Annotated in this window: 17 protein-coding genes; 12 read left to right on the top strand and 5 right to left on the bottom strand. The window is 38.5% G+C overall.

Features of this window, described 5'->3' with window-relative positions:
* Positions 1–18 precede the first annotated feature (18 nt).
* The 4 genes from BTA34_RS09305 to BTA34_RS09290 all read left to right on the top strand — a co-directional run bounded on the left by BTA34_RS09305 (position 19) and on the right by BTA34_RS09290 (position 6,318).
* Positions 19–888 (top strand): ChaN family lipoprotein, encoded by an 870-nt coding sequence (locus BTA34_RS09305; RefSeq protein ID WP_151435400.1) that lies wholly within the window; start codon positions 19–21, stop codon positions 886–888.
* Between the two features lie 45 nt (positions 889–933).
* Positions 934–1,716 carry an energy transducer TonB family protein gene (locus tag BTA34_RS09300; RefSeq protein WP_265576057.1) on the top strand — a complete coding sequence of 261 codons (783 nt, stop codon included), beginning with the start codon at positions 934–936 and terminating at the stop codon, positions 1,714–1,716.
* Positions 1,717–1,742: 26 nt separating this feature from the next.
* On the top strand, positions 1,743–3,911 hold the full coding sequence (locus tag BTA34_RS09295) for a S9 family peptidase (RefSeq protein WP_151435398.1): 2,169 nt from the start codon (positions 1,743–1,745) through the stop codon (positions 3,909–3,911).
* A 163-nt stretch (positions 3,912–4,074) separates the two neighbouring features.
* A complete protein-coding gene (locus BTA34_RS09290) occupies positions 4,075–6,318 on the top strand; it encodes a TonB-dependent receptor (protein ID WP_151435397.1) in 2,244 nt (747 codons plus the stop codon).
* A gap of 98 nt (positions 6,319–6,416) precedes the next feature.
* Here BTA34_RS09290 and xseA read toward each other — a convergent pair whose 3' ends face one another.
* The gene (gene xseA, locus BTA34_RS09285; protein ID WP_151435396.1) at positions 6,417–7,799 is read right to left on the bottom strand and encodes an exodeoxyribonuclease VII large subunit; all 1,383 of its coding nucleotides are present in this window, start codon (positions 7,797–7,799) and stop codon (positions 6,417–6,419) included.
* Positions 7,800–7,968: 169 nt separating this feature from the next.
* Here xseA and guaB point away from each other — a divergent pair, with 169 nt between their 5' ends.
* Together guaB and guaA are read left to right on the top strand one after the other, a co-directional pair.
* The gene (guaB, locus tag BTA34_RS09280; protein ID WP_151435395.1) at positions 7,969–9,435 is read left to right on the top strand and encodes an IMP dehydrogenase; all 1,467 of its coding nucleotides are present in this window, start codon (positions 7,969–7,971) and stop codon (positions 9,433–9,435) included.
* 84 nt (positions 9,436–9,519) lie between these two features.
* Positions 9,520–11,097: a glutamine-hydrolyzing GMP synthase gene (gene guaA / locus BTA34_RS09275; RefSeq protein WP_100160335.1), complete on the top strand. Its 1,578-nt coding sequence runs from the start codon at positions 9,520–9,522 to the stop codon at positions 11,095–11,097.
* 73 nt (positions 11,098–11,170) lie between these two features.
* Here the strand turns inward: guaA and BTA34_RS18370 are convergent, their stop codons facing one another.
* On the bottom strand, positions 11,171–11,320 hold the full coding sequence (locus BTA34_RS18370; RefSeq protein WP_265576056.1) for a hypothetical protein: 150 nt from the start codon (positions 11,318–11,320) through the stop codon (positions 11,171–11,173).
* Positions 11,321–11,475: 155 nt separating this feature from the next.
* Between BTA34_RS18370 and BTA34_RS09270 the strand changes: the two genes are divergently transcribed.
* Together BTA34_RS09270 and BTA34_RS09265 are read left to right on the top strand one after the other, a co-directional pair.
* A complete protein-coding gene (locus tag BTA34_RS09270) occupies positions 11,476–12,756 on the top strand; it encodes a DUF262 domain-containing protein (protein ID WP_151435394.1) in 1,281 nt (426 codons plus the stop codon).
* On the top strand, positions 12,753–14,717 hold the full coding sequence (locus BTA34_RS09265) for a DUF262 domain-containing protein (protein ID WP_151435393.1): 1,965 nt from the start codon (positions 12,753–12,755) through the stop codon (positions 14,715–14,717). Before BTA34_RS09270 ends, BTA34_RS09265 begins: the two co-directional genes overlap by 4 nt.
* Positions 14,718–14,991: 274 nt before the next feature.
* On the opposite strand, the gene BTA34_RS09260 is transcribed toward BTA34_RS09265, so the two are convergent.
* Entirely contained in the window at positions 14,992–15,615 is a 624-nt protein-coding gene (locus BTA34_RS09260) for an XRE family transcriptional regulator (RefSeq protein WP_151435392.1), read from the bottom strand.
* A gap of 132 nt (positions 15,616–15,747) precedes the next feature.
* Between BTA34_RS09260 and BTA34_RS09255 the strand changes: the two genes are divergently transcribed.
* Positions 15,748–16,527: a DNA polymerase beta superfamily protein gene (locus BTA34_RS09255; protein ID WP_151435391.1), complete on the top strand. Its 780-nt coding sequence runs from the start codon at positions 15,748–15,750 to the stop codon at positions 16,525–16,527.
* Positions 16,511–17,563: a DNA polymerase beta superfamily protein gene (locus tag BTA34_RS09250; protein WP_151435390.1), complete on the top strand. Its 1,053-nt coding sequence runs from the start codon at positions 16,511–16,513 to the stop codon at positions 17,561–17,563. Before BTA34_RS09255 ends, BTA34_RS09250 begins: the two co-directional genes overlap by 17 nt.
* A 126-nt stretch (positions 17,564–17,689) precedes the next feature.
* Here BTA34_RS09250 and sra read toward each other — a convergent pair whose 3' ends face one another.
* A complete protein-coding gene (sra, locus tag BTA34_RS09245) occupies positions 17,690–17,923 on the bottom strand; it encodes a stationary-phase-induced ribosome-associated protein (RefSeq protein ID WP_151435389.1) in 234 nt (77 codons plus the stop codon).
* 399 nt (positions 17,924–18,322) lie between these two features.
* Positions 18,323–18,631, bottom strand: coding sequence for a divalent-cation tolerance protein CutA (gene cutA / locus BTA34_RS09240; RefSeq protein ID WP_151435388.1), 309 nt, complete (start codon positions 18,629–18,631; stop codon positions 18,323–18,325).
* Between the two features lie 371 nt (positions 18,632–19,002).
* Between cutA and BTA34_RS09235 the strand changes: the two genes are divergently transcribed.
* Together BTA34_RS09235 and modA are read left to right on the top strand one after the other, a co-directional pair.
* The gene (locus BTA34_RS09235; protein WP_151435387.1) at positions 19,003–19,989 is read left to right on the top strand and encodes a sugar-binding transcriptional regulator; all 987 of its coding nucleotides are present in this window, start codon (positions 19,003–19,005) and stop codon (positions 19,987–19,989) included.
* Positions 19,990–20,238: 249 nt separating this feature from the next.
* Positions 20,239–20,994: a molybdate ABC transporter substrate-binding protein gene (gene modA, locus BTA34_RS09230; protein WP_151435386.1), complete on the top strand. Its 756-nt coding sequence runs from the start codon at positions 20,239–20,241 to the stop codon at positions 20,992–20,994.
* Positions 20,995–21,018: the final 24 nt, after the last annotated feature.

Here is a 21,018-nt window from a genome sequence, read left to right as displayed (position 1 = left end):
ATAACTAATAGGATGATTATGTTTTTCTCAATATCAAAAAGGATCTTACTACTAGTTTCATTGGTAAGCCTTTCAGCATGTCATTCGATAGAAAAACAACCTGTATCAACCGTAGATCTGGCAATTATTCAGTCAGCAAACATCATTGATACTCAGACTGGGCAATTCATCACCGCAGATACACTGTTAACACGATTAGCAAATCAATCGCATGTGATTATTGGTGAAAAACATGACAATGCTTATCATCATGATATTGAATATTGGTTAATGACAGAATTGCCTAAAAAGCGCCCTCAAGGAGCGGTTTTACTTGAGATGCTAACACCAAGCCAGCAATCATTAGTTGATAATACAAAAAAACGTTATTCAGGCTCTGAATACCTACGAGATGAGCGATTAATGGCTGCATTAAAATGGAATTCAGGTTGGCCTTGGAAATGGTATGGCAATATAGTTAAAGCAGGGCTAAGCGCGGATTATCCTTTATTAGCGGCAAATATTGATCGTAGTGAAATATCTAGTGCGTATAAAAACCCTCCTATTATTGATGGTGTGCATTCAACTGCTCCATCTGTTCGCGAACTTATTCAAAAGACCATCGAGCTTTCTCATGGTGGCGAGCTTGATAAAACACAAGCAGAAAAAATGACGGTTATTCAGCAATTGCGCGATCGTGCAATGGCTAAAAGTTTATTAGATGCTCCGACACCCGCACTTTTAATTGCTGGCTCTTTTCATGCCACAAAAGTAATGGGTGTACCTTTACACGTTGCTGATCTAGCACCGAATGAAAACGTGACAGTCGTGATAATGACGGAAGAGGGAAGTGATGTTACTTCAGTTCATGCCGATTATCTTTGGATAACACCTGTCGCATTACCTTAATTTATTGATAACACGAATATGTTTATTTCCTCTTGTATGGATCAAATGCCAAAATTTCAGCTTTGTAGCTCCAAAGCATTTATTTTGGCTATCGGTGTACATGCTATTTTTGTCATGGCTTGTTTTTATTTCAATAAAGAGAGTAAGGTATTTATACAAGAGCCAGAATTAGCTGTAATGATGAGCTTAAGTGAAAACGTACAAGCAATCAGCGATGAAAAACAGGTTGTAGGCGTCGATCAACAACTGGCGATAGCAAGCCAAAAAAAGGTAGAGCAAGATATTGCTGAAAAACAGCCTGATCTGATTGTGAATGAAAATGCAGAGATTTTACTCGAAAAACCTAAAAGAAGAGTCAATGTAGAGCAAACAGCCAAAGTGACACCTATTACCTCTCCGGTAAAGCCTGCGCCCACTATTAGTGAAAATGTGTCTAGCCAATCAGCACCTTCAAGTAGTCGCTCTGCAGCGAAACAGCAATCTAATGATGTTAGCGCAAATTATGATAGCGATTCAGATAGTTCAGAAAGTGTGCTTGCATTATGGCAAGCTAAAACAAAAGGGCACCTTAATCGCTATAAAGCCTATCCTGAAGAAGCAGAAAGCAAAGGTAAAACCGGCGTTTCTAAAGTGCGCTTTATTGTAGATGAACAAGGTTATGTCATATCGAGTGAGTTGATCCTTAGTAGTGGCGTGCGTTCTTTAGACAGAGAAGCACAAAGAGTACTCAAACGTGCTGAACCTTTGCCTATACCGCCAATAGAGTTATTGTCGAAAGGTAAAATAATGGTTGAAATGCCAATTGAGTTTTCTAAACTAACGTTCTAACGACAGGTTAAAAGGAAATAAACGTTATGCTAATCGCAACAAAAAAACGGATGACGTTGAAATTAACGAGTGCGATCATGGCATTGTTAATTTCAGCAACACCTGCATTGGCTCAAAACCAGAAGGACTCCCTAGTGATGCCACCAAAAGCGAATAAAGTGCCTCATGTGATGACAGATCACGGAGATACACGCACCGACAATTATTATTGGCTACGAGATGATTCACGTAAAGATCCTAACGTACTCGATTATCTGAATGCTGAAAATGCCTATACCGAATCAGTAATGAAAGAAGGTAAGGCGCTTGAAGAAACGCTCTTTAATGAAATGGTGAGCCGAATGGCTCAAAACGATGAATCAGTACCTTATATTTATAATGGATATACATATCGTACTATTTATCAAGAAGGTAAAGATTTCCCTATTTATCAGCGCAAACCCGTAAATAGCGAAGGTGAATGGGAAGTTCTCGTTGATGGAAACGAGCGTGCTAAAGGGCATGAATTCTATCAATTAGGTGATCTGACAATCAGCCCAGATAACAAACGTATTGCTATTGCAGAAGATAAAGAAGGGCGCAGAAACTATAATGTTGCCTATAAAGATTTATCGGATAATACATGGAAAGAGAATGTGTTAACCAATATCTCTGCAAACTTAGTGTGGGCAAATGACAGCAAAACACTATTTTATGTTGATAAAGATCCGCAAACGCTACTGCCTTATCAAATCTATCGCCATCAATATGGCACTGATCGTAAACAAGATGTCAAAATCTTTGAAGAAAACGACGACCGTTTTTATACATGGATGGGTAAAAGCAAATCTAAAGATTACATTCTTGTCTCTATCGAAAGCTCTACAACCTCAGAATCTCGTTTAATTGATGCGAATTCACCAGAAAAACCGATGGTTATCTTCTCTGCCCGTCAAGATGGGCGTGAATATGATATCGACCATTTTAATGGCGAATTCTATATTCGCTCGAATCATGAGAGTGAATTGTTTGGTCTTTATAAAACTTCATCAATTGATAAGCCTTGGGAAACCGTCATTGCACCACAAAAAGATGTCGATTTAGAAGGCTTTGATCTCTTTAATCGCTGGTTGGTTGTTGAAGAAAGAAAACAAGGTTTAGTGTCATTACGTCAGATTGATTGGAAAACAGGTCAATCAACGAATGTTACGTTTGACGATCCGGTTTATATGGCATGGCTAGGATTTAACCCTCAAGCAGATAGCGAAGAGCTACGCTTTGGTTATACTTCCATGACAACGCCTTCTTCAACTTATCAATGGAATATGCAAACGCATCAAAAGCAACTGCTTAAACAGCAAGAAGTAAAAGGCTTTGAACGTGATTTGTATGAAAGTGAACGCATTTGGGTAAAAGCTCAAGATGGTGTTGAAGTTCCCGTATCATTGGTTTATCGCAAAGACTTATTTAAGAAAGGTGAAAATCCTATCTTAATTTATGGCTATGGTTCATATGGTAGTAGCATTGATCCTTCATTTAGTTCACCGCGTTTAAGCTTGTTAGACAGAGGCTTCGTTTATGCAATTGTGCATGTGCGTGGTGGTGGTGAATTAGGAAAGCGTTGGTATAACCAAGGTAAGATGGAACATAAAGTTAATACTTTTACCGACTTTATTGATGCCACTAAATATCTAATTGCCAAAGGTTACGGAGCGCCTAAACACGTTTATGCTATGGGTGGCAGTGCAGGTGGTTTATTAATGGGGGCTGTTGTGAATATGGCACCAGAATTATACCGCGGTGTTGTATCTCAAGTTCCATTTGTGGATGTTGTGACAACAATGCTTGATGCTTCTATTCCTTTAACAACAGGGGAATATGAAGAGTGGGGAAATCCTGCGGATAAAGACGTTTATTTCCGCCTAAAATCGTATAGCCCATACGATAATGTGGTTGCCAAGGCATATCCTCATTTATTAGTCACAACAGGATTACATGATTCACAAGTACAATATTGGGAGCCTGCAAAATGGGTTGCTAAATTGCGTGAATTAAAAACAGATAATAACCTACTATTACTTGATACGAATATGAGTGCAGGGCATGGTGGTAAATCAGGACGTTTTAATCGCTTACGCGACACAGCAAAAGAATATGCTTTTATTCTGATGTTAGAACAGCCTGAAGTCTATTTTAAAGCTCAAAATATAAAATAGAATAATCAGTAATAATAAATAAATTTAATACTAGTCTGTCTCTCTTTAAGGGAGACAGCGCTATTATTTAAAGCGAATATAACAATAATAATATTTTCTAGTTTAATTACTTTATATAAAGCAACGTGGGCCTATTTAAATAAAAATAAAGAATAGGTTTATTATGAAGTTTACAAGGAAAATACTCAGCACTCTTATTTTATTTTCGGGTGTTAATCATCTTGCCATCGCATCTGAAACTGATAAAGCGGTTCAATTTAGTAGCTTAAAAGTCTCATCAGCACAAAAAGAAACACCAGAACAAAAAGCATTGGCAAAACCTGGTGCTTATAGTTCTATTGGTGAAATTAATAATCTTGGAACTGTTGAACAAGCATTACGTTCAACACCAGGAACGTATACTCAAATGGATGTGAGCCAACCGGGTGTTAGTGTTAATATTCGCGGGCTTAGCGGTTTTGGGCGTGTGAATATGATGGTGGATGGTGTCACACAAACTATGTATAGCACATCACCTAGCCAATATGCTCATGGTGCGCAACCCTACAACCAATTTAATACCATGATCGATCCGAATTTTATTATTCAAATCGACATTTCTCGTGGTCAACAAGATGGTGAAAATAGTATTAATGCTCTGGCAGGAAGTGCTAACTTTAAAACTATTGGTGTAGAAGATATTATATTTAAAGGGAATTCATGGGGAGTAAGAAGTAAAGCGGCTGGTGGTACAAATGGCTTAGGTTATAACGGTATGGTTGCTTTTGCAGGGCAGCGCTCATTATTTAATGATAATGGTTCGGTTGGCGCAATGCTTGCGTTAAGTGGACATAAAATAGAATCGTCTTATAAAAATGGTGCTGGTTTTAATAGTGAAGAATTTTCGACAAGTAAAGAATTTAATCAAAGACCACACTCAGAACTCACCAAAATAAATATAAAACCAAATGATTCTCATGAATTAGAATTAAGTGGTCGTTTTTATAACAATGATTTTAATCGCCGTAAAATTGATGCTAAAGATTATTATGCAAAATATCGTTATACACCATTAAATGATCTATTTGATAGCGAAATTCTGCTTAGCCACAGCCAAGCATCGCAAAAGTTTGCTGGTGATTCTCTTGTAAGTTTACGTGAAGCAAACGCCAAAAATATCTCTGACTCATTAGTGGCCAAAAATACCAGTCGCTTTAATTACGGTGAACTGGATATGGCGTTAACGCTTGGCTCCAAATTAATGTCAACGGAATACAAACGCAGTGTTACTGCGCCTTCTACTGATCCGTGGCAATCACAAAATATGGTTGAATATAATACGTTTGCACCGCAAGGAAAAAACGATTTAACCAGCTTCTTCTCACAAATGAAATTTGAATACGATATTTATACGCTAGATCTCAATTTAAATTATGTCGATTATCATATTAAAGGGCGTAAACCAGCTTGCGATCCAACAGCTGCCTGTTTCCCTGAAGGTGAAATGAATGTCAATCGCCATGATAGAAATTGGGACCCAGGAATGCTGCTTTCTGCTGAAATTATTCCTGAATTTCAGCCATTTGTAAGCTATGCACAAACGATGAGAGCGCCTACATCGCAAGAAATCTTCTTTGCCAATGAAGGTGGTGCTTCAATGAACCCATTTTTAAAAAGCGAAAAGGCAGATACTGTTCAATTGGGTTTTAATAGCTATCGTCCTAATTTAATTGTTGAAGGTGACAGCTTACGATTTAAAGGATTGTGGTATCACACAAAAGTCAAAGACTACATTTCTAGTGAGTCTTATTTTGTATGCAAAGGTGGGGTGCGTTGTAAAAATGACGGTTCTTTAACGGATGATGATTATGCCGGAATAGAATATGATGGCAATATTTTCCTGTATACCAATAGCCTTGAGCCAGTAACCTTGCGTGGTTATGAGCTTCAAGCAAATTATGATGCTGGTGTATTTTACACAAACCTTTCTTATAGCGATCAGCGAACATCTCAACCGACTTCGATTGCCAGTACAGACTTTGGGCAAACACCCGCTTCTGAATTACCTAAATATTATGCCACTATTGATACCGGTGTTCGTTTCTTTGATGACCAGTCATTAGAACTAGGGACTGTGATCCAAATAACGGGAAAATCGCGTAAATCCTCACCTGAAGGCATAGATTACGACACGGGTAAAGTGCCTATGGTGCAACAAGATAATATTCCAACGGTTATTGATCTTTATAGTAATTACAGAATTAATAAAAACATTTCGCTGAAGTTTGCCGTGCATAATTTAATGAATAAAAACTATTCTAATGCACTTGATAGAAGTAATTCAGCGCCGATAATGCAAGATCCGGGAAGTAATACTCAAACAGCTCGAGGTCGAAGCTACTTATTTGCAGGAGAAGTGCGTTTTTAGTATTCAATGATAATTATCTGAATAAAGAATAAAAAACGGCACCAAATATGATTTTGATGCCGTTTTCCTTTTGTATCGAATTAAATAAGAAGCAGGGGTTAATTGTCACTTTTAGTGGTTGTTTTACGCTTTGCTCTTATTTTTTGTGTCTTAACCACTTCACTGGTGATCCAACCATCTTCAACACGGGTTTTTAATGGATCGCCCACTTTCACTTGTTTGGTATTTTTCAGCACTTCTCCAGACTCTGTTTCGCTAATACTGTAACCGCGAGAAAGTGTTGCGAGAGGACTCACACTTTCTAAACGAGAGCAGCTAATAGCGAATTGTTCACGTTGACGAGATAACTGTAGTGAAATACTTTCTCTCATACGGTAAATCAACTGTTGTTGTTGGCGAAGTAATGCTTGAATTTGTGAACTAGGCTCTTGGTAATTAAGGCGTTTTTGTAGTTGTGTTTGTTGATGTTGTTTGGTTTGCAATAGTCGCTGAAAACTAGTCACTAAGCGCTGTTGTGTGGAAGCTAATACATTTTGCTGACGAGCAAGACGTAAATGAGGATGCTGTTGCTGCAAACGATGATGAAGCTGTGTTATTGCGCGTAATTTTTTTGCTAAATAGTAATCCATCGCCATTTCAAGGCGTTGTTGCTGCGATTGTAATTGGCGCAATAACTCAAGTTTGTTACGACTAATAAGCTCTGCGGCAGCAGAAGGGGTTGGCGCTCTAAGGTCGGCAATAAAATCAGCAATGGTCACATCGGTTTCATGACCAACTGCACTTACAATCGGAATTTCACTGGCAAAAATAGCACGAGCAACGCGTTCATCATTAAATGCCCAGAGATCTTCTAACGAACCGCCACCACGACCAACAATTAAAACATCACACTCTTTACGGCGGTTAGCAAGCTCGATGGCATGAACAATCTGCATAGGCGCTTCAGCACCTTGAACAGCGGTTGGGTAGATAAGCACAGGCAAAGAAGGATCACGACGACGAAGAATATTTAAGATGTCGTGTAGTGCTGCTCCGGTTGATGAAGTAATAATACCAATCTGTTTAGCGGGAGATGGTAGGGATTTTTTATGAATAGCATCAAATAACCCCTCCGCACTGAGTTTTTGTTTTAATAGCTCAAATTGTTGTTGTAATAGCCCGTCACCAGCAGGTTGCATACTCTCAACAATCAATTGGTAATCGCCTCGTGGCTCATACAATGTAATTGTTGCGCGAACTAAAACTTGCTGACCATGCTGAGGGCGAAAAGTAACTTTAGTATTTTGCCCACGAAACATCGCCGCTCTAATTTGGGCATTCGTATCCTTTAATGTAAAATACCAGTGACCAGAAGAAGGTTGAGTAAAATTGGAAATTTCAGCGCTGATCCAAATGCGACCCATTTCCATTTCTAATAACTGGCGAACGGTCTTATTTAGACGGCTAACAGTAAAAATATTATTGTTTATCGGTAGTGTCATGTGAGCCAGATCAAATTTTAAAACAAAGACTTAATTGATTGATACTACCTAAGTTAGTGGCAGGATCAATAAAAATTTTGAAAAAAAGCTAGAAGCAACCGATTACGGTGTGTATAATTCCGCGGCAATATTTTCTATTTCCTAAAAGCCGCCTTGGTGAGATATTGCTATGTTACGAATTAAAAAAGAAGCACTTACATTTGATGATGTTTTGTTAGTTCCTGCACACTCCACTGTTCTTCCTAATACTGCCGACTTGTCTACTCAACTGACTGAAACAATCCGCCTAAATGTTCCTATGCTTTCTGCTGCAATGGATACTGTGACTGAAGCGCCTTTAGCTATCGCATTAGCTCAAGAAGGTGGAATTGGTTTTATCCACAAAAACATGTCTATCGAACGTCAAGCTGAAGAAGTTCGTCGTGTGAAAAAACATGAAAGTGGTGTTGTCACTGATCCTATCACCGTAACACCAGAAACTTCTTTACGTGAAGTTCAAGCAATGACTGAACGCAATGGCTTTGCGGGCTACCCAGTTGTAACTAATGACAACGAATTAGTGGGTATTATTACGGGGCGTGATGTTCGTTTTGTTACTGATTTAGACCAACCAGTTACTGCGGTAATGACACCAAAAGATCGCTTAGTAACTGTACAAGAAGGTGAAGCACGCGATGTTGTTATGCAAAGAATGCATGAAAAACGTGTAGAGAAAGCCTTAGTGGTTGATAACCACTTCCACCTGAAAGGCATGATCACTGTAAAAGACTTCAAAAAAGCAGAGCGTAAACCAAACGCATGTAAAGATGAACACGGTCGTTTACGTGTAGGTGCTGCTGTTGGTGCAGGTGCTGGTAACGAAGAACGTGTAGCAGCATTAGTTGCTGCTGGCGTTGACATTTTACTTATTGACTCGTCTCACGGTCACTCTGAAGGTGTATTACAGCGTATTCGTGATACTCGTGCATTATATCCAAATCTACCTATTATTGGTGGCAACGTTGCGACCGCAGAAGGTGCTTTAGCGCTGGCTGATGCAGGTGTAAGTGCGGTTAAAGTTGGTATTGGCCCTGGTTCAATCTGTACAACACGTATCGTAACTGGTGTTGGTGTACCACAAATTACCGCTATTGCAGATGCAGTTGAAGCACTGAAAGATCGCAATATTCCTGTTATTGCAGATGGTGGTATTCGTTTCTCTGGCGATATCGCAAAAGCATTAGCAGCAGGTGCAGCTTGCGTTATGGTGGGTTCAATGTTTGCAGGTACTGAAGAATCTCCGGGCGAAATCGAACTATTCCAAGGCCGTTCTTATAAATCCTATCGCGGCATGGGCTCGTTAGGTGCAATGTCTAAAGGTTCATCAGATCGTTACTTCCAAACCGACAATGCAGCAGACAAATTAGTACCAGAAGGTATTGAAGGTCGCGTTGCTTATAAAGGTTTATTAAAAACTATCGTTCACCAACAAATGGGTGGTTTACGCTCATGCATGGGCTTAACAGGCTGCGCAACAATTAAAGAATTGAATACCAAAGCTGAATTTGTCCGTATCAGTGGTGCGGGTATTCAAGAAAGCCATGTCCATGATGTCACCATCACAAAAGAATCACCTAACTATCGCTTAGGTATGTAATTTATTCCGAGAAAGGCTTGTTTTGATTGTAAATTAGCAAGCCTTTCAACTTTATGACTTTATCTGTTTTGGAATTCACCACAAATGACAGCAAATATCCATAATCATCGCATTCTTATCCTTGATTTCGGTTCACAGTATACGCAGCTTATTGCTCGTCGTATCCGTGAAATCGGCGTTTATTGTGAACTCTGGGCATGGGATGTTACAGAAGAACAAATTCGTGAATTTAATCCTAATGGTATTATTCTGTCTGGTGGCCCTGAAAGTACGACTGAAGACAACAGCCCTCGTGCGCCAGAATACGTATTTAATGCAGGCGTTCCTGTATTAGGAATTTGTTATGGTATGCAAACGATGTCGATGCAATTAGGTGGCGATGTCGAAGTTTCTGGTGAGCGTGAATTTGGTTATTCACAAGTTGAAATTCGTGAAACTTGTGCTCTGTTTAATGATATTCAAGATTCAGTTAGCGAAGATGGCAAACCATTATTAGATGTGTGGATGAGCCACGGTGACAAAGTTACTGCTATTCCATCAGACTTTGTAACAGTAGCCAGCACTGAAACTTGCCCATTTGCTATTATGGCGAATGAAGAGAAACGTTTTTATGGTGTTCAATTCCACCCAGAAGTGACACACACCCATCAAGGTTTAGCGATTTTAAAACGTTTCGTTTTAGATATTTGTGGATGTGATGCTCTGTGGACTTCTGCTGCAATTATTGAAGACACGGTTGCTCGTTTAAAAGAGCAAATTGGTGATGATCACGTTATTTTAGCGTTATCAGGCGGTGTTGACTCTTCAGTGACTGCATTATTGTTAAACCGTGCGATTGGTAAACGTTTAACATGTGTATTTGTTGATAACGGCTTATTGCGTCTGAATGAAGCAGAGCAAGTCATGGAAATGTTTAAAGGTAAATTTGACCTAAATATTATCCATGTTGAAGCAGAAGAACGTTTCTTAACTGCGTTGAAGGGCGAAAACGATCCTGAGAAAAAACGCAAAATCATTGGTCATACATTCATTGAAATCTTTGATGAAGAAGCTGTTAAACAGCCACAAGTTAAGTGGTTAGCGCAAGGTACTATTTACCCAGATGTGATCGAATCTGCAGCATCTGCAACAGGTAAAGCTCATGTGATTAAATCACACCATAATGTGGGTGGTTTACCTGATGATATGAAACTGGGTTTAGTGGAGCCATTAAAAGAACTGTTTAAAGATGAAGTTCGTAAAATTGGTCTAGAGTTAGGCTTACCTTACGATATGCTTTATCGTCATCCATTCCCGGGTCCTGGTTTAGGGGTTCGTGTATTAGGTGAGATCAAGAAAGAGTACTGTGATTTATTACGTCGTGCGGATGCAATCTTTATTGAAGAATTACATAAAGCTGACTTATATAACAAAGTAAGCCAAGCATTTACCGTGTTCTTACCTGTGCGTTCAGTGGGCGTTATGGGTGACGGTCGTAAATATGACTGGGTTGTTTCATTACGTGCTGTTGAAACAGTGGACTTTATGACAGCGCATTGGGCGCATTTACCTTATGACTTCTTAGGTCGTGTTTCTAACCGTATTATCAATGAAGTTAGCGGTATCTCCCGCGTCGTTTATGATATCAGCGGCAAACCACCAGCAACAATTGAGTGGGAGTGAGGCTATTATTTAGCCTATTATTTGATTTAGTGAGTGCCATTGATGATATCGACTGCATTATCAATGGCATTTTTCATGGTATAAAGCCGACGCTGAATCGAAGATATAGCAAATACCATGTGACAGTATCAGCAAATGCCATGGTATCGACAACCGGGTGCATTGCAGCGCTGTGCTGATGCCAACGATGCTCGCTTTGATCAGAACCGCTCTCTCGACCCATGCCCCAGATCGTTAAATATGCGCCAGAGGAGCACCTCGTGATAGAAATTGTGAACAAGACAGCCGCCGCTCGGAATCGAAGTATCCATATAGGTGAATAAAGTTTGCGGAAAATACGCTGAGAAAATAGAAAAGCGTCAATGAAGGGACATAGGAATGGCGATTAACGGAGAGAACGGTGTTAGTGCAGTCACCGTGGATGAACTACTCAAGCAAGGTCTTCGGATACCGAACTATCAACGCCCATACAGTTGGAAGGTATCGACTGCTCTACAACTGGTGGATGATATCAGCGAAGCTCTTCGAGATACCGAACGAAAAGATATTCCCTATGTTTTGGGTGCAATCATTCTTCACGATGATGGTGAGTATCTCAATGTAGTCGACGGGCAGCAGCGCCTGCTGACTTTGCGAATGATTCTTGCGGCCTTAGATCCGATAAATCATCAAATTTCGATGTCTGGTAACAGCGAAACCCCTGTCTCCCTAGTTTGGATAGAGCTTCAAAAGCGCCTGTCGCAGTTGGAAGATAAAAAAGAGTTTTTGGATTTTATCTGTCACAAATGTCAGTTGGTGCGTATTGTGACGGACGATATTGATGAGGCATTTCGTGTCTTTGATTCCCAGAACTATCGCGGCAAACCGCTTGCCCCTCACGACTTGCTCAAAGCACACCACCTACGCGAAATGCACGATGAGTCCGCTGCTATGAAAGTGGCTGTCGTTGAGGCTTGGGAAGCCGTAAACGATGAGGATCTGGACAGGCTTTTTTCTACTTTTTTATACCGGATATCCAAGTGGTCACGAGGCGAAAGCTCGCTCGAATTTACTATTCGGGACATCGGCATGTTCAAGGGCATTTCATCACGATCCCACAGGTCATTTTCGCCAAATCTGCGATATCACCTTGCAGCACAAGCCGCTATGCCACTTCTAAGTGCATGGTCGGTATCCTCTACACATGATGCACGAAATGCCGGGCGCAGCCGCTTTCAGCTTGATGCCCCGATAATCGCAGGACGCTCATTTTTCGAGATGGTGACATTCATGCTTGACGAATTGAAGATACTGGAACAAGAGGTTATTGACAGAGGTTTCAAAAACTTTGGCCCATCTCAAAGTCGCTACCGCTACGTGTACGAATTGTTCATTGCCGCGCTGCTTTGCTATACAAACAAGTTTGGCGATGAAGATGTAGATGAAGTGCGAAATAGGTTATTTGCATGGGCATATGCCTTGCGGGTCGAGTTACTTCGTGTGCAATTTGTATCTGCTGACAACCGAGCGCGAGGTAAAAACGATGCAAATAAATCGCCTTTTGTTTTGCTACGTAACGCGATGACTGGAAGTGTTGTTCGCAAACTTCCAATAGCAAGTAAGCCATACAGCGATAACCACGAAAAGGAACTCGTAGCTTTTATCAAGGGGCTGCAATGAGCAAGAAGGAGTTGAAACCTGAACTGTTAACAGTAGGCAAGCTATTCACTGACAATTATCTGATTCCTATTTATCAACGGAACTATGCTTGGCGGGCCGAACAGATTGAGCAACTTATTAGCGATATTCAAGACTCGGTGGTAGGGGGCCAGGACAACTATTTTCTTGGGAACCTTGTTGTAATCAAGCGGGGTAGAGAGGATGAGTTCGAGGTCATAGATGGACAACAACGACTTACAACCCTCTATCTGCTTCTGACCTTCCTGGAGCAAGACGGTGAGGGTGAGAAGCCGTCGGTTGGCCATGCAGGCCACTTGCAATATGAGTCGCGCGCACGGGCAACTGAGGCCCTGCTGCGAGTAGCACAGGAGGCGGCTAAGGAGCACTTTCGACCGCAGGGCTCCACGAGTAATGCAGATGCTGGCATTCATGAAGGCTACAGCATCATCAATCAGTTCTTCAAACAGAATGAAAACCTTAATCGCTCACGCGAAAAATTCTCCGATTTCTTGCTAACGAAGGTGACTGTCGTCCGTGCCTCGCTGCCACCCAATACCGACCTCAATCGCTACTTCGAGATCATGAACACTCGTGGGCAGCAACTCAAGCAGGTTGATATTGTTAAGGCTCGCCTGATGAGCAAACTGCCCAATCAATATGAACGCGAATGCTTTGCGTGGGTTTGGGATTCCTGTGCTGACATGGATTCTTATGTCCAGATGTCTCTGACCCGTGGTGACACAAGTTTGCGAAACAAAGTATTTGGTGATGAATGGTCCTGGCTGGAGGTGACCAGCTTCGCTTCGCTAATGGAAAGTCGTCCGCAATCCGGCATCAATTCATCAAGGCAATCCTCCGAAGGGGTATCGTTGTCCTTGGATGAGGCGTTGTCAAAATACGCTAAAGAGCTCGAGTCAAATTCCACTGAAGACGAGGGCAACGAGCGGTTTCGTTCGACTATTGAGTTTCCGGCCTTTCTGCTACACGTTCTAAGAATTATGAAAGGCGATGAGGTCGAAGACGAAGGCCTGCTTGACGACAAGTGCCTCATCAAGTCATTTGACGACGCCGTAAATAATGTACCCGATGCTAAAGCTGATTGGGTGCGTAGTTTTGCATTTATGCTTCTCAAGTGCCGCAACCTCTTCGATGGCTTCATCTTGAAGCGTCAATTCACGGCAAACATCGGTGACGATGGCGATTGGTCTCTCCAGCGACTGAAAAAAGGAGGCGGGGACAAGAAGCCAACCCCGACGTACATCCATGTTTTCTCGGCCAGCAATGGAAGCTTAGAGGAGGATGGGAGTGCTGATCCACATACCCGAGATGTATTGCTGCTTCAGTCCATGCTTCGGATTACCTACACTTCTCCGCGAACGATGCACTGGATTACCAAAGTTCTTCGCTGGCTCTCTGTTAAAGCCCCTCGAGACGTGAAACATGCGGATCTTGCCGATTTGTTGAAGGGATATGCTCGCAGCAAGGTTAAAGAGACATTCCCCTTTGAAGAAGATCAGCAACCACAAGGGTTTGGTATCAGCCGTATTGTCTTTTCGTATCTCGACTATCTTCTGTTGAGCGATTCCTCAAAACGAGATTTCAAATTTCAGTTTAGAACTTCCATTGAGCACTTTTATCCACAGCATCCGGACAAAGAGCAGTCAGGCGCGGTTGTTTCAGGTTCTAGCCTTAACCTGCTTGGCAACCTCGCGCTCGTAAGCGTCAGTGCGAACTCAAAATTCAGCAATAGTCTTCCCAGAGCGAAGGCCGAAAACTTCAAGGATACGATTGAACTTCAAAGTCCCAAGCTCAAGAGAATGGCGGAAATCACTCGAAATACAAGCTGGGACGATCAGCAGATAACAGCACATCATGAAGCGATGGTGACATTGCTTCGTGATGATGTAAGTCTGGTGGAGGCAAGCGGAAGATCCTACCCGGGGGTTGACTTCTTTGAATAACCGCTTTTGGACGAATATCTTTTGTGGAGTACAAGTTGTCAGTCTAAAAGCGTTTTGCGTCGGGTAATACGACCAGTACAGCTTCCAGGTTTTCTTACCATGGTATTTTGTGTGGTACCGACATGTAAAAATAATAATATCATATTGATTTTATAGTGTTTTAAGACGGTATTGATCATCGAGTGGGAATAAAATACCGTTTATCAGCAATAGTTGATAAAGGTTAAAAAAACAAGAGCCATCAGTAAGTTACTGGTGGCTTTTTTGTATATATCTATTCACTAGTTGTAGGATTATTTTTATAAATAATAAATTCAATAAAGTTTTGAATTGATATTTGTTCACTTAAAGGTAATTTAGAATAGGCTTTTCTATCGTAATAAATAGCGCCTTTATCATTCTTAGGGATTAATAATTCGTAAGCCTGACGTCTCATTGCCTTAGCAATAGCATCAATGTTTTCAGTGGTGGCACTGGCTTCACAATTAATAATGCGGTTAACCGTTGATTGTGCAAGACCCGAATCAACAGAGAGTTTAACTCTTGATTTTATTCCATCGTTTAACATAAATGTTGTGATGTTATCTGAAAGTATTTGTCCAATCTCGGTCAGAATGTATTCTTCTTTTTCTGACTTCGCATGACCCTCTTTCAAATGGTCTATATCCATCCAATATTTACTAATTCTAGTCACATACTCAATTTTTCGTGACATGTGAGTGGTAAGTTCGCGATGACTTTTTAGGTTTTTTAGTGATAGGTAACGGGAGATCATACTTGGGGCTACACCTAACGCATCAGCAAGTAATTTTTGTTTGCCGTTGTAGTAGCGTTCAATAATATAAATCAGGTTATCTTTTCTAATTTCAGCAATGCTTTTAAATTTATTGTTATTCATAGAAAAATCCATTATTAATTACATTGAATTGATCACTTTTTTTTAACTTCGTTATTATTGTTTAATACTCGAATTATAAATAACAGCATCTACATGATGTTGTAAATTAATAAAATAGGAGATAAGGATATCATGCATAATGAGATATTAAAAAAATTACCGCAAATAGAGCAAGAGCATCAAGTTAAATTACTTTATGTTGCAGAAAGTGGTAGTCGAGCTTGGGGATTTGCCTCAACAGATAGTGATTATGATGTTCGAGGTATTTTTATACGGCCTCGTAATGCTTATCTTTCTATTGATAAACCTAAAGATACCTTCGAATGGATAGAAAATAGTTGGTTTGATGTAGGCGCTTGGGATCTTACCAAAGCATTACACTTATTACGTAAATCGAATTGTATATTATTAGAATGGCTCCAATCGCCAATAATTTATCAACAATATCCTAATGTTCAAAAAGAGTTATTGGAGCTTGCAAAACTCTATTATCAACCAAAAGTAATTGTTCATCATTACAGAGGAATTGCTAAAGTTGTGAGTGGATATTCTTCTGATAATAACGCTAAAAATGAGATTAGTGCAGAGCCAATAAAATTAAAAAAATGGTTCTATATGCTGCGTTCTCTTTTATCCGCTTATTGGACAGTGAAAACGGGAGATATTCCGCCTATGCAATTGGATAAGCTGATAAAAATTTTAACTGTTGAAGAACAAAAAGACATCAAAAAATTAGTAGAATTTAAATCAGATAAAAATGAACATTTTACTTGGGTTCCAACAGATGCGATGCAACATTTAATGATTTTTTTATGGCAAGAGACAAATGTTCAATTACCCAAAAGAGCAGTGCCAGATAATGATATTTTAAATAATTGGTTTAGGAAAAAATTAGATGAAACTGACGATTGAAGATATAAAACCTTACCTTTTATTTGAAAGTATCGCTGGAAGTCGTTCGCATAATCTTGCAACGGAAACATCAGATACAGATATTAAAGGTGTCTTTTATCTTCCTAAAGATCTTTTTTATGGATTGGAATATACACCACAAGTAAGTAATGAAACCAATGATATTGTCTATTATGAGCTTGGAAGATTTATAGAGCTATTGTGTGCATCTAATCCTAATATTTTAGAATTACTTAATTCCCCCAAACAGATGGTTATTTATCGACACCCTTTAATGTCATTGATAAAACCAGAATGGTTTTTGTCTAAAACTTGTGTTCAAACATTTGTCCACTATGCACAAGGGCAGATTAAGAAAGCTCAGGGATTAAATAAAAAAATAGTAAATCCAGTCGAAAAAAAATTAAAAACTATTCTTGATTTTTGTTATGTCATTGAAGATGGAAAAACAATATTAATCAATAATTGGTTAGAAAATCGACATTGGAAGCAAGAGTATATTGGGTTAACAAAACTTACTCATGCTCAAGATATTTATGCAATTTATTATGATGATAAAGAGCCTTATCAAGGAATAATAAAAAAAGAAAATGCAAATGATGTATTGCTAAGTAGTATTTCTAAAACAGCAAAACTAGAAGGTTATCTTAGCTTTAATAAAGAAGGCTATAGTGCATACCGCAAGCAATATCATGAATATTGGCAGTGGGTTGAACAACGTAATGATGTTCGTTACCAACAAAACATTGATCATGGCAGAAGTTACGATAGTAAGAATATGATGCATACCTTTAGATTACTCTATATTGCATTAGGGATCGCACAAGAAGGTAAAGTGAAGGTTTGGTGTGATAATAGAGATGAATTATTAGCAATTAAGGCTGGTCAGTTTAGTTATGATGAATTATTAGAACGCAGTGAAATTCTTATTAAGACTATTAAGAGCGCATTTCAATTAAGCCCATTGCCGGATAAAGTGGAGCCTTCAATGGCAGAAGTTACGCTTATAAATATAAGAAAAGAACTCTATAAATAGCAAAAATAAACTAGCCTAGAAAACTAATATCCCTTACATGATGTAAGGGATATGCTATTTTTTATATTTTAAGTATACAAACTAAATACGAAAATATTTATTAAATAGCGTTGGCGTATAAAAATATTAATTAGTTGCAAGATACTCTGGATAAGCATCTGTTAACTTCATATATATACGTTTGTGCTCTGCGTTCTTTCTGAAATCCTGTTTTAAACAGACTTTAGCTGTGTTTTTTAACTTAGCAGGTACATTTTCAGCGTTTGTAGAGGCAATAATGGAAAAACGCACTTTCTTTTTAGACCGACTTAAATTATAAGGTAAACCTAAAATACGTCTTGCGACTCTGTTTGTTTTCACAACTTACTCCTTTTTGCATGTAATTTAGAGAAAGTCTGTTGATTATAACAGAAAATAAAAAGAATAAGATGCTAGTAACCTTATTAATTTAGCATTAAAGGCTATTCTACCTATTTTTTCCTATTTTTTAAAAAAACACTAAGACTAACAAAATAAATATTTTTATATTAGAAATATAATTAACCACCTAGATTATCGTTAGTTGAAATTAAAATACAGACACTTATAAAGAGTATTTTAAATGCTTATCATGTTCAAAAAAAAGCAATTTAGTTTGATATTAACAACAGGTTATTTGTCTCATAATTGAGATGATATAAGATGCTTTAATTCACAACTAATTATCATTTTTTGAAAAAAATATCAGAAAAGAGATCTCACTGAAAATTTAACGGTATTTTAATTCAAAGAGGTATGGAGCCAATTAAGATAACCTTTAAAACCATTTTCAATCGGTATTATAATCACTTCAGGAGTATCATAAGGATGTATTTCGACAAGAGTATCAATTAAGTTTTGTTGTTTGCTTTTTTCGGATTTTATCATCATAAGTATTTCATTATCTTCAATAATTTCATTATTCCAATGATAAATAGATTTTACGTGAGGTATTAAACTTACACAAGCAGCAAGCTTTGCATTGATAAGGTAGTGAGCAATTTCATTAGCGATTGTTTCATTTGGTGCTGTTGAGTATGCGATTATCATTGTTTTTCCTTTTAAAATTAATTTGATCTTTCATAGCAACAATAAGATTTGGGTGATTTTAATTTTATCAAAATAAAACTATTTAAAACTTAAAGCTAATATTTTTATTTTTAGCGAAATAAAACAGTATTTTCAAAAAAAACTTTCTCGATATGAAATGTTTACGGCATCATTAAGGGCTTTTTACGTATTATAAGGTTCTTGTAGTAAAGAAAATATCCAGGGTGCCGATATTATTAGTAGATTAATGAAATGTATCTGTTTGTGTTATAAGACTTAATTTTGCTAAGAGCATTTTTATCTTCAATAATATCTCTAATATAAAATAAACTAATTAGTCATAAGATTTATAAAAATTTGTGGGGTTTAAAATGGATAATAATTCGCTAAAAAACGCGAGTTTATTTGATAATGATCCCGTTCTCTATGCTGCGTGGCTTTACTATCAGGACGGACTCAGTCAAAGTGAAGTCGCAAATATTATGGGTGTTTCTCGTGTTACAGTCGTGAAATATTTGCATCTAGCTAGAGAAAAAGGATTCGTAAATATTAACTTGGATTCATCAGTATTTTCTACGATTGATTATGCCATCAGAATAAAAGCAAAGTTCGATCTTAATAATGTGCTTATTTTACCTGATGAAGAAAAGAATAAATCGCAACACACTTTAAATATGAATAGAGAAAGATTAGCGAAAGCAGGAGCGATGTATCTTTCTCAGATAATTAATGATGATGATATTTTAGGTGTCGCTTGGGGACGAACAATTTATAAATTAGGTCATTATCTTCCACCCAAGTCATTAAAAAATATCACAGTACTACAAATGATAGGTGCAGTAGCGCCACAGCCTGATTTTAAAACAACAGAAGCGGCCGCGTTAATCGCAAACAAGTTGTCTGGGTGTAGTATTAATTTGCATGTGCCTGCGGTGGTTTCTAGTGCGCGTTTAGCAATGGAACTTCAAGCGGAGCCTATTATTAGGCGTAATTTTTCGGCGCTAAATCAGTGTAATAAAGCCCTTTTTGTTGTGGGTAATACATTTGATGATAATCCTTTGGTAGCAACAGGGGTTTTAACGAGCAGTGAGATGGCCCAATATCGTGATTTGGGTGCTGTTGGTGTAATTTGTGGACGTTTTTATGATGCGCAAGGTAATCCTTTGGTTTCTGATATTGACCTTAGGGTAATGGGAATCAGCCTTGCTCAATTAAGACAAATAACACAGCGACTTTTTATTGCTGGTGGTGTGGAAAATATTCAGGCAACAATAGGGGCGATAAAAGGAGGTTACGCCACCGATATTGTGATTGATGAAGTGACAGCGCTGGCATTATTAGAACTAGACAATGAGTGATAATATCCTCGTGAAAGCGAGGGTTTGTTGGCAAACCACTATTTAAGATTTCCTTATTTCTGATAAAAATAAAGTAGTTGAAGCATTTGTTTTGATCAGTCTATTTTGTAAAGCTTACATATAAAGAAAAAGATAAAAATGATAAGTTGTTAACATTTTTATCTTTTTTTATATGAGCCTCTTGCCTTAAACACTTATATCATTCATTATATAAAAAATTATATAACGATAGTTAGGATCACCATTTTTATGAAACGCCAATTTCTTGCTGGCTTAGGGCTTGCATTAGGATTAATTTGTCATAATACATTTGCAGCCGAGCTTCATCTTTATGCAGGTGCTGGATTAAAACAACCGGTTGAGCAAGTTGTGAGTGTCTTTGAAAAAGAGACAGGAAATAAAGTTACTATTGAATATGGCGGTTCAGGTCAAATTTTAACACGCTTTAATTTAACTAAGCAGGGAGATTTATTTTTTCCTGGCTCACAAGATTATGTGGAAAAGTTAGATAAAGAAGGGCAAGTCGTTAATCAATATTCTATTGTTCGCCATATTCCAGTTATTGCTGTGCGTAAAGATAAAGTGGGTGATATTAAAACACTAGAAGATCTTGCGAATAGTTCATTAAAACTAGGTATGGGTGATGCTAAAGCTATCGCATTAGGAAAAAGTGGCGAGCAGCTTATTGATGCATCAGGTCAAGGCGATAAATTACGTGATAAAGTTGTTGTACGTACAGCAACCATTAAACAATTGCTTATGTATTTACTTAATGGGGAAGTGGATGCCGCCATTATTGGATATGCAGATGCAATGAAAAATCAAGATAAACTCGTTTTACTTCCAGTTCCTGAAGGCAGCCCAGAAGAAGTGGCAACACTTGCTGTTTTAAAAACGTCAGCAAATCCGAAAGAAGCACAATTGCTTGCTGATTATTTTACTCGTGCTGAAGGAATAAAAGCTTTTACTGATTATGGTTTTCTTCCTGTAATTTCGAAACCATAGATTTTTTTCTCACATAAATTGTGT

Source organism: Proteus sp. CD3 (genome assembly GCF_008808075.1).
Taxonomy (GTDB): domain Bacteria; phylum Pseudomonadota; class Gammaproteobacteria; order Enterobacterales; family Enterobacteriaceae; genus Proteus; species Proteus appendicitidis.
The sequence above is the reverse complement of the archived record's forward strand: the minus strand, read 5'-3'. Positions and strand labels throughout refer to the sequence as shown.

Bases quoted from the DNA above. Each gene is read 5' to 3' on its own strand.
- BTA34_RS09305 (WP_151435400.1), top strand. From the start codon at position 19: ATGTTTTTCTCAATATCAAAAAGGATCTTACTACTAGTTTCATTGGTA.
- BTA34_RS09300 (WP_265576057.1), top strand. From the start codon at position 934: ATGCCAAAATTTCAGCTTTGTAGCTCCAAAGCATTTATTTTGGCTATC.
- BTA34_RS09295 (WP_151435398.1), top strand. From the start codon at position 1,743: ATGCTAATCGCAACAAAAAAACGGATGACGTTGAAATTAACGAGTGCG.
- BTA34_RS09290 (WP_151435397.1), top strand. From the start codon at position 4,075: ATGAAGTTTACAAGGAAAATACTCAGCACTCTTATTTTATTTTCGGGT.
- xseA (WP_151435396.1), bottom strand. From the start codon at position 7,799: ATGACACTACCGATAAACAATAATATTTTTACTGTTAGCCGTCTAAAT.
- guaB (WP_151435395.1), top strand. From the start codon at position 7,969: ATGTTACGAATTAAAAAAGAAGCACTTACATTTGATGATGTTTTGTTA.
- guaA (WP_100160335.1), top strand. From the start codon at position 9,520: ATGACAGCAAATATCCATAATCATCGCATTCTTATCCTTGATTTCGGT.
- BTA34_RS18370 (WP_265576056.1), bottom strand. From the start codon at position 11,320: ATGGGTCGAGAGAGCGGTTCTGATCAAAGCGAGCATCGTTGGCATCAG.
- BTA34_RS09270 (WP_151435394.1), top strand. From the start codon at position 11,476: ATGGCGATTAACGGAGAGAACGGTGTTAGTGCAGTCACCGTGGATGAA.
- BTA34_RS09265 (WP_151435393.1), top strand. From the start codon at position 12,753: ATGAGCAAGAAGGAGTTGAAACCTGAACTGTTAACAGTAGGCAAGCTA.
- BTA34_RS09260 (WP_151435392.1), bottom strand. From the start codon at position 15,615: ATGAATAACAATAAATTTAAAAGCATTGCTGAAATTAGAAAAGATAAC.
- BTA34_RS09255 (WP_151435391.1), top strand. From the start codon at position 15,748: ATGCATAATGAGATATTAAAAAAATTACCGCAAATAGAGCAAGAGCAT.
- BTA34_RS09250 (WP_151435390.1), top strand. From the start codon at position 16,511: ATGAAACTGACGATTGAAGATATAAAACCTTACCTTTTATTTGAAAGT.
- cutA (WP_151435388.1), bottom strand. From the start codon at position 18,631: ATGATAATCGCATACTCAACAGCACCAAATGAAACAATCGCTAATGAA.
- BTA34_RS09235 (WP_151435387.1), top strand. From the start codon at position 19,003: ATGGATAATAATTCGCTAAAAAACGCGAGTTTATTTGATAATGATCCC.
- modA (WP_151435386.1), top strand. From the start codon at position 20,239: ATGAAACGCCAATTTCTTGCTGGCTTAGGGCTTGCATTAGGATTAATT.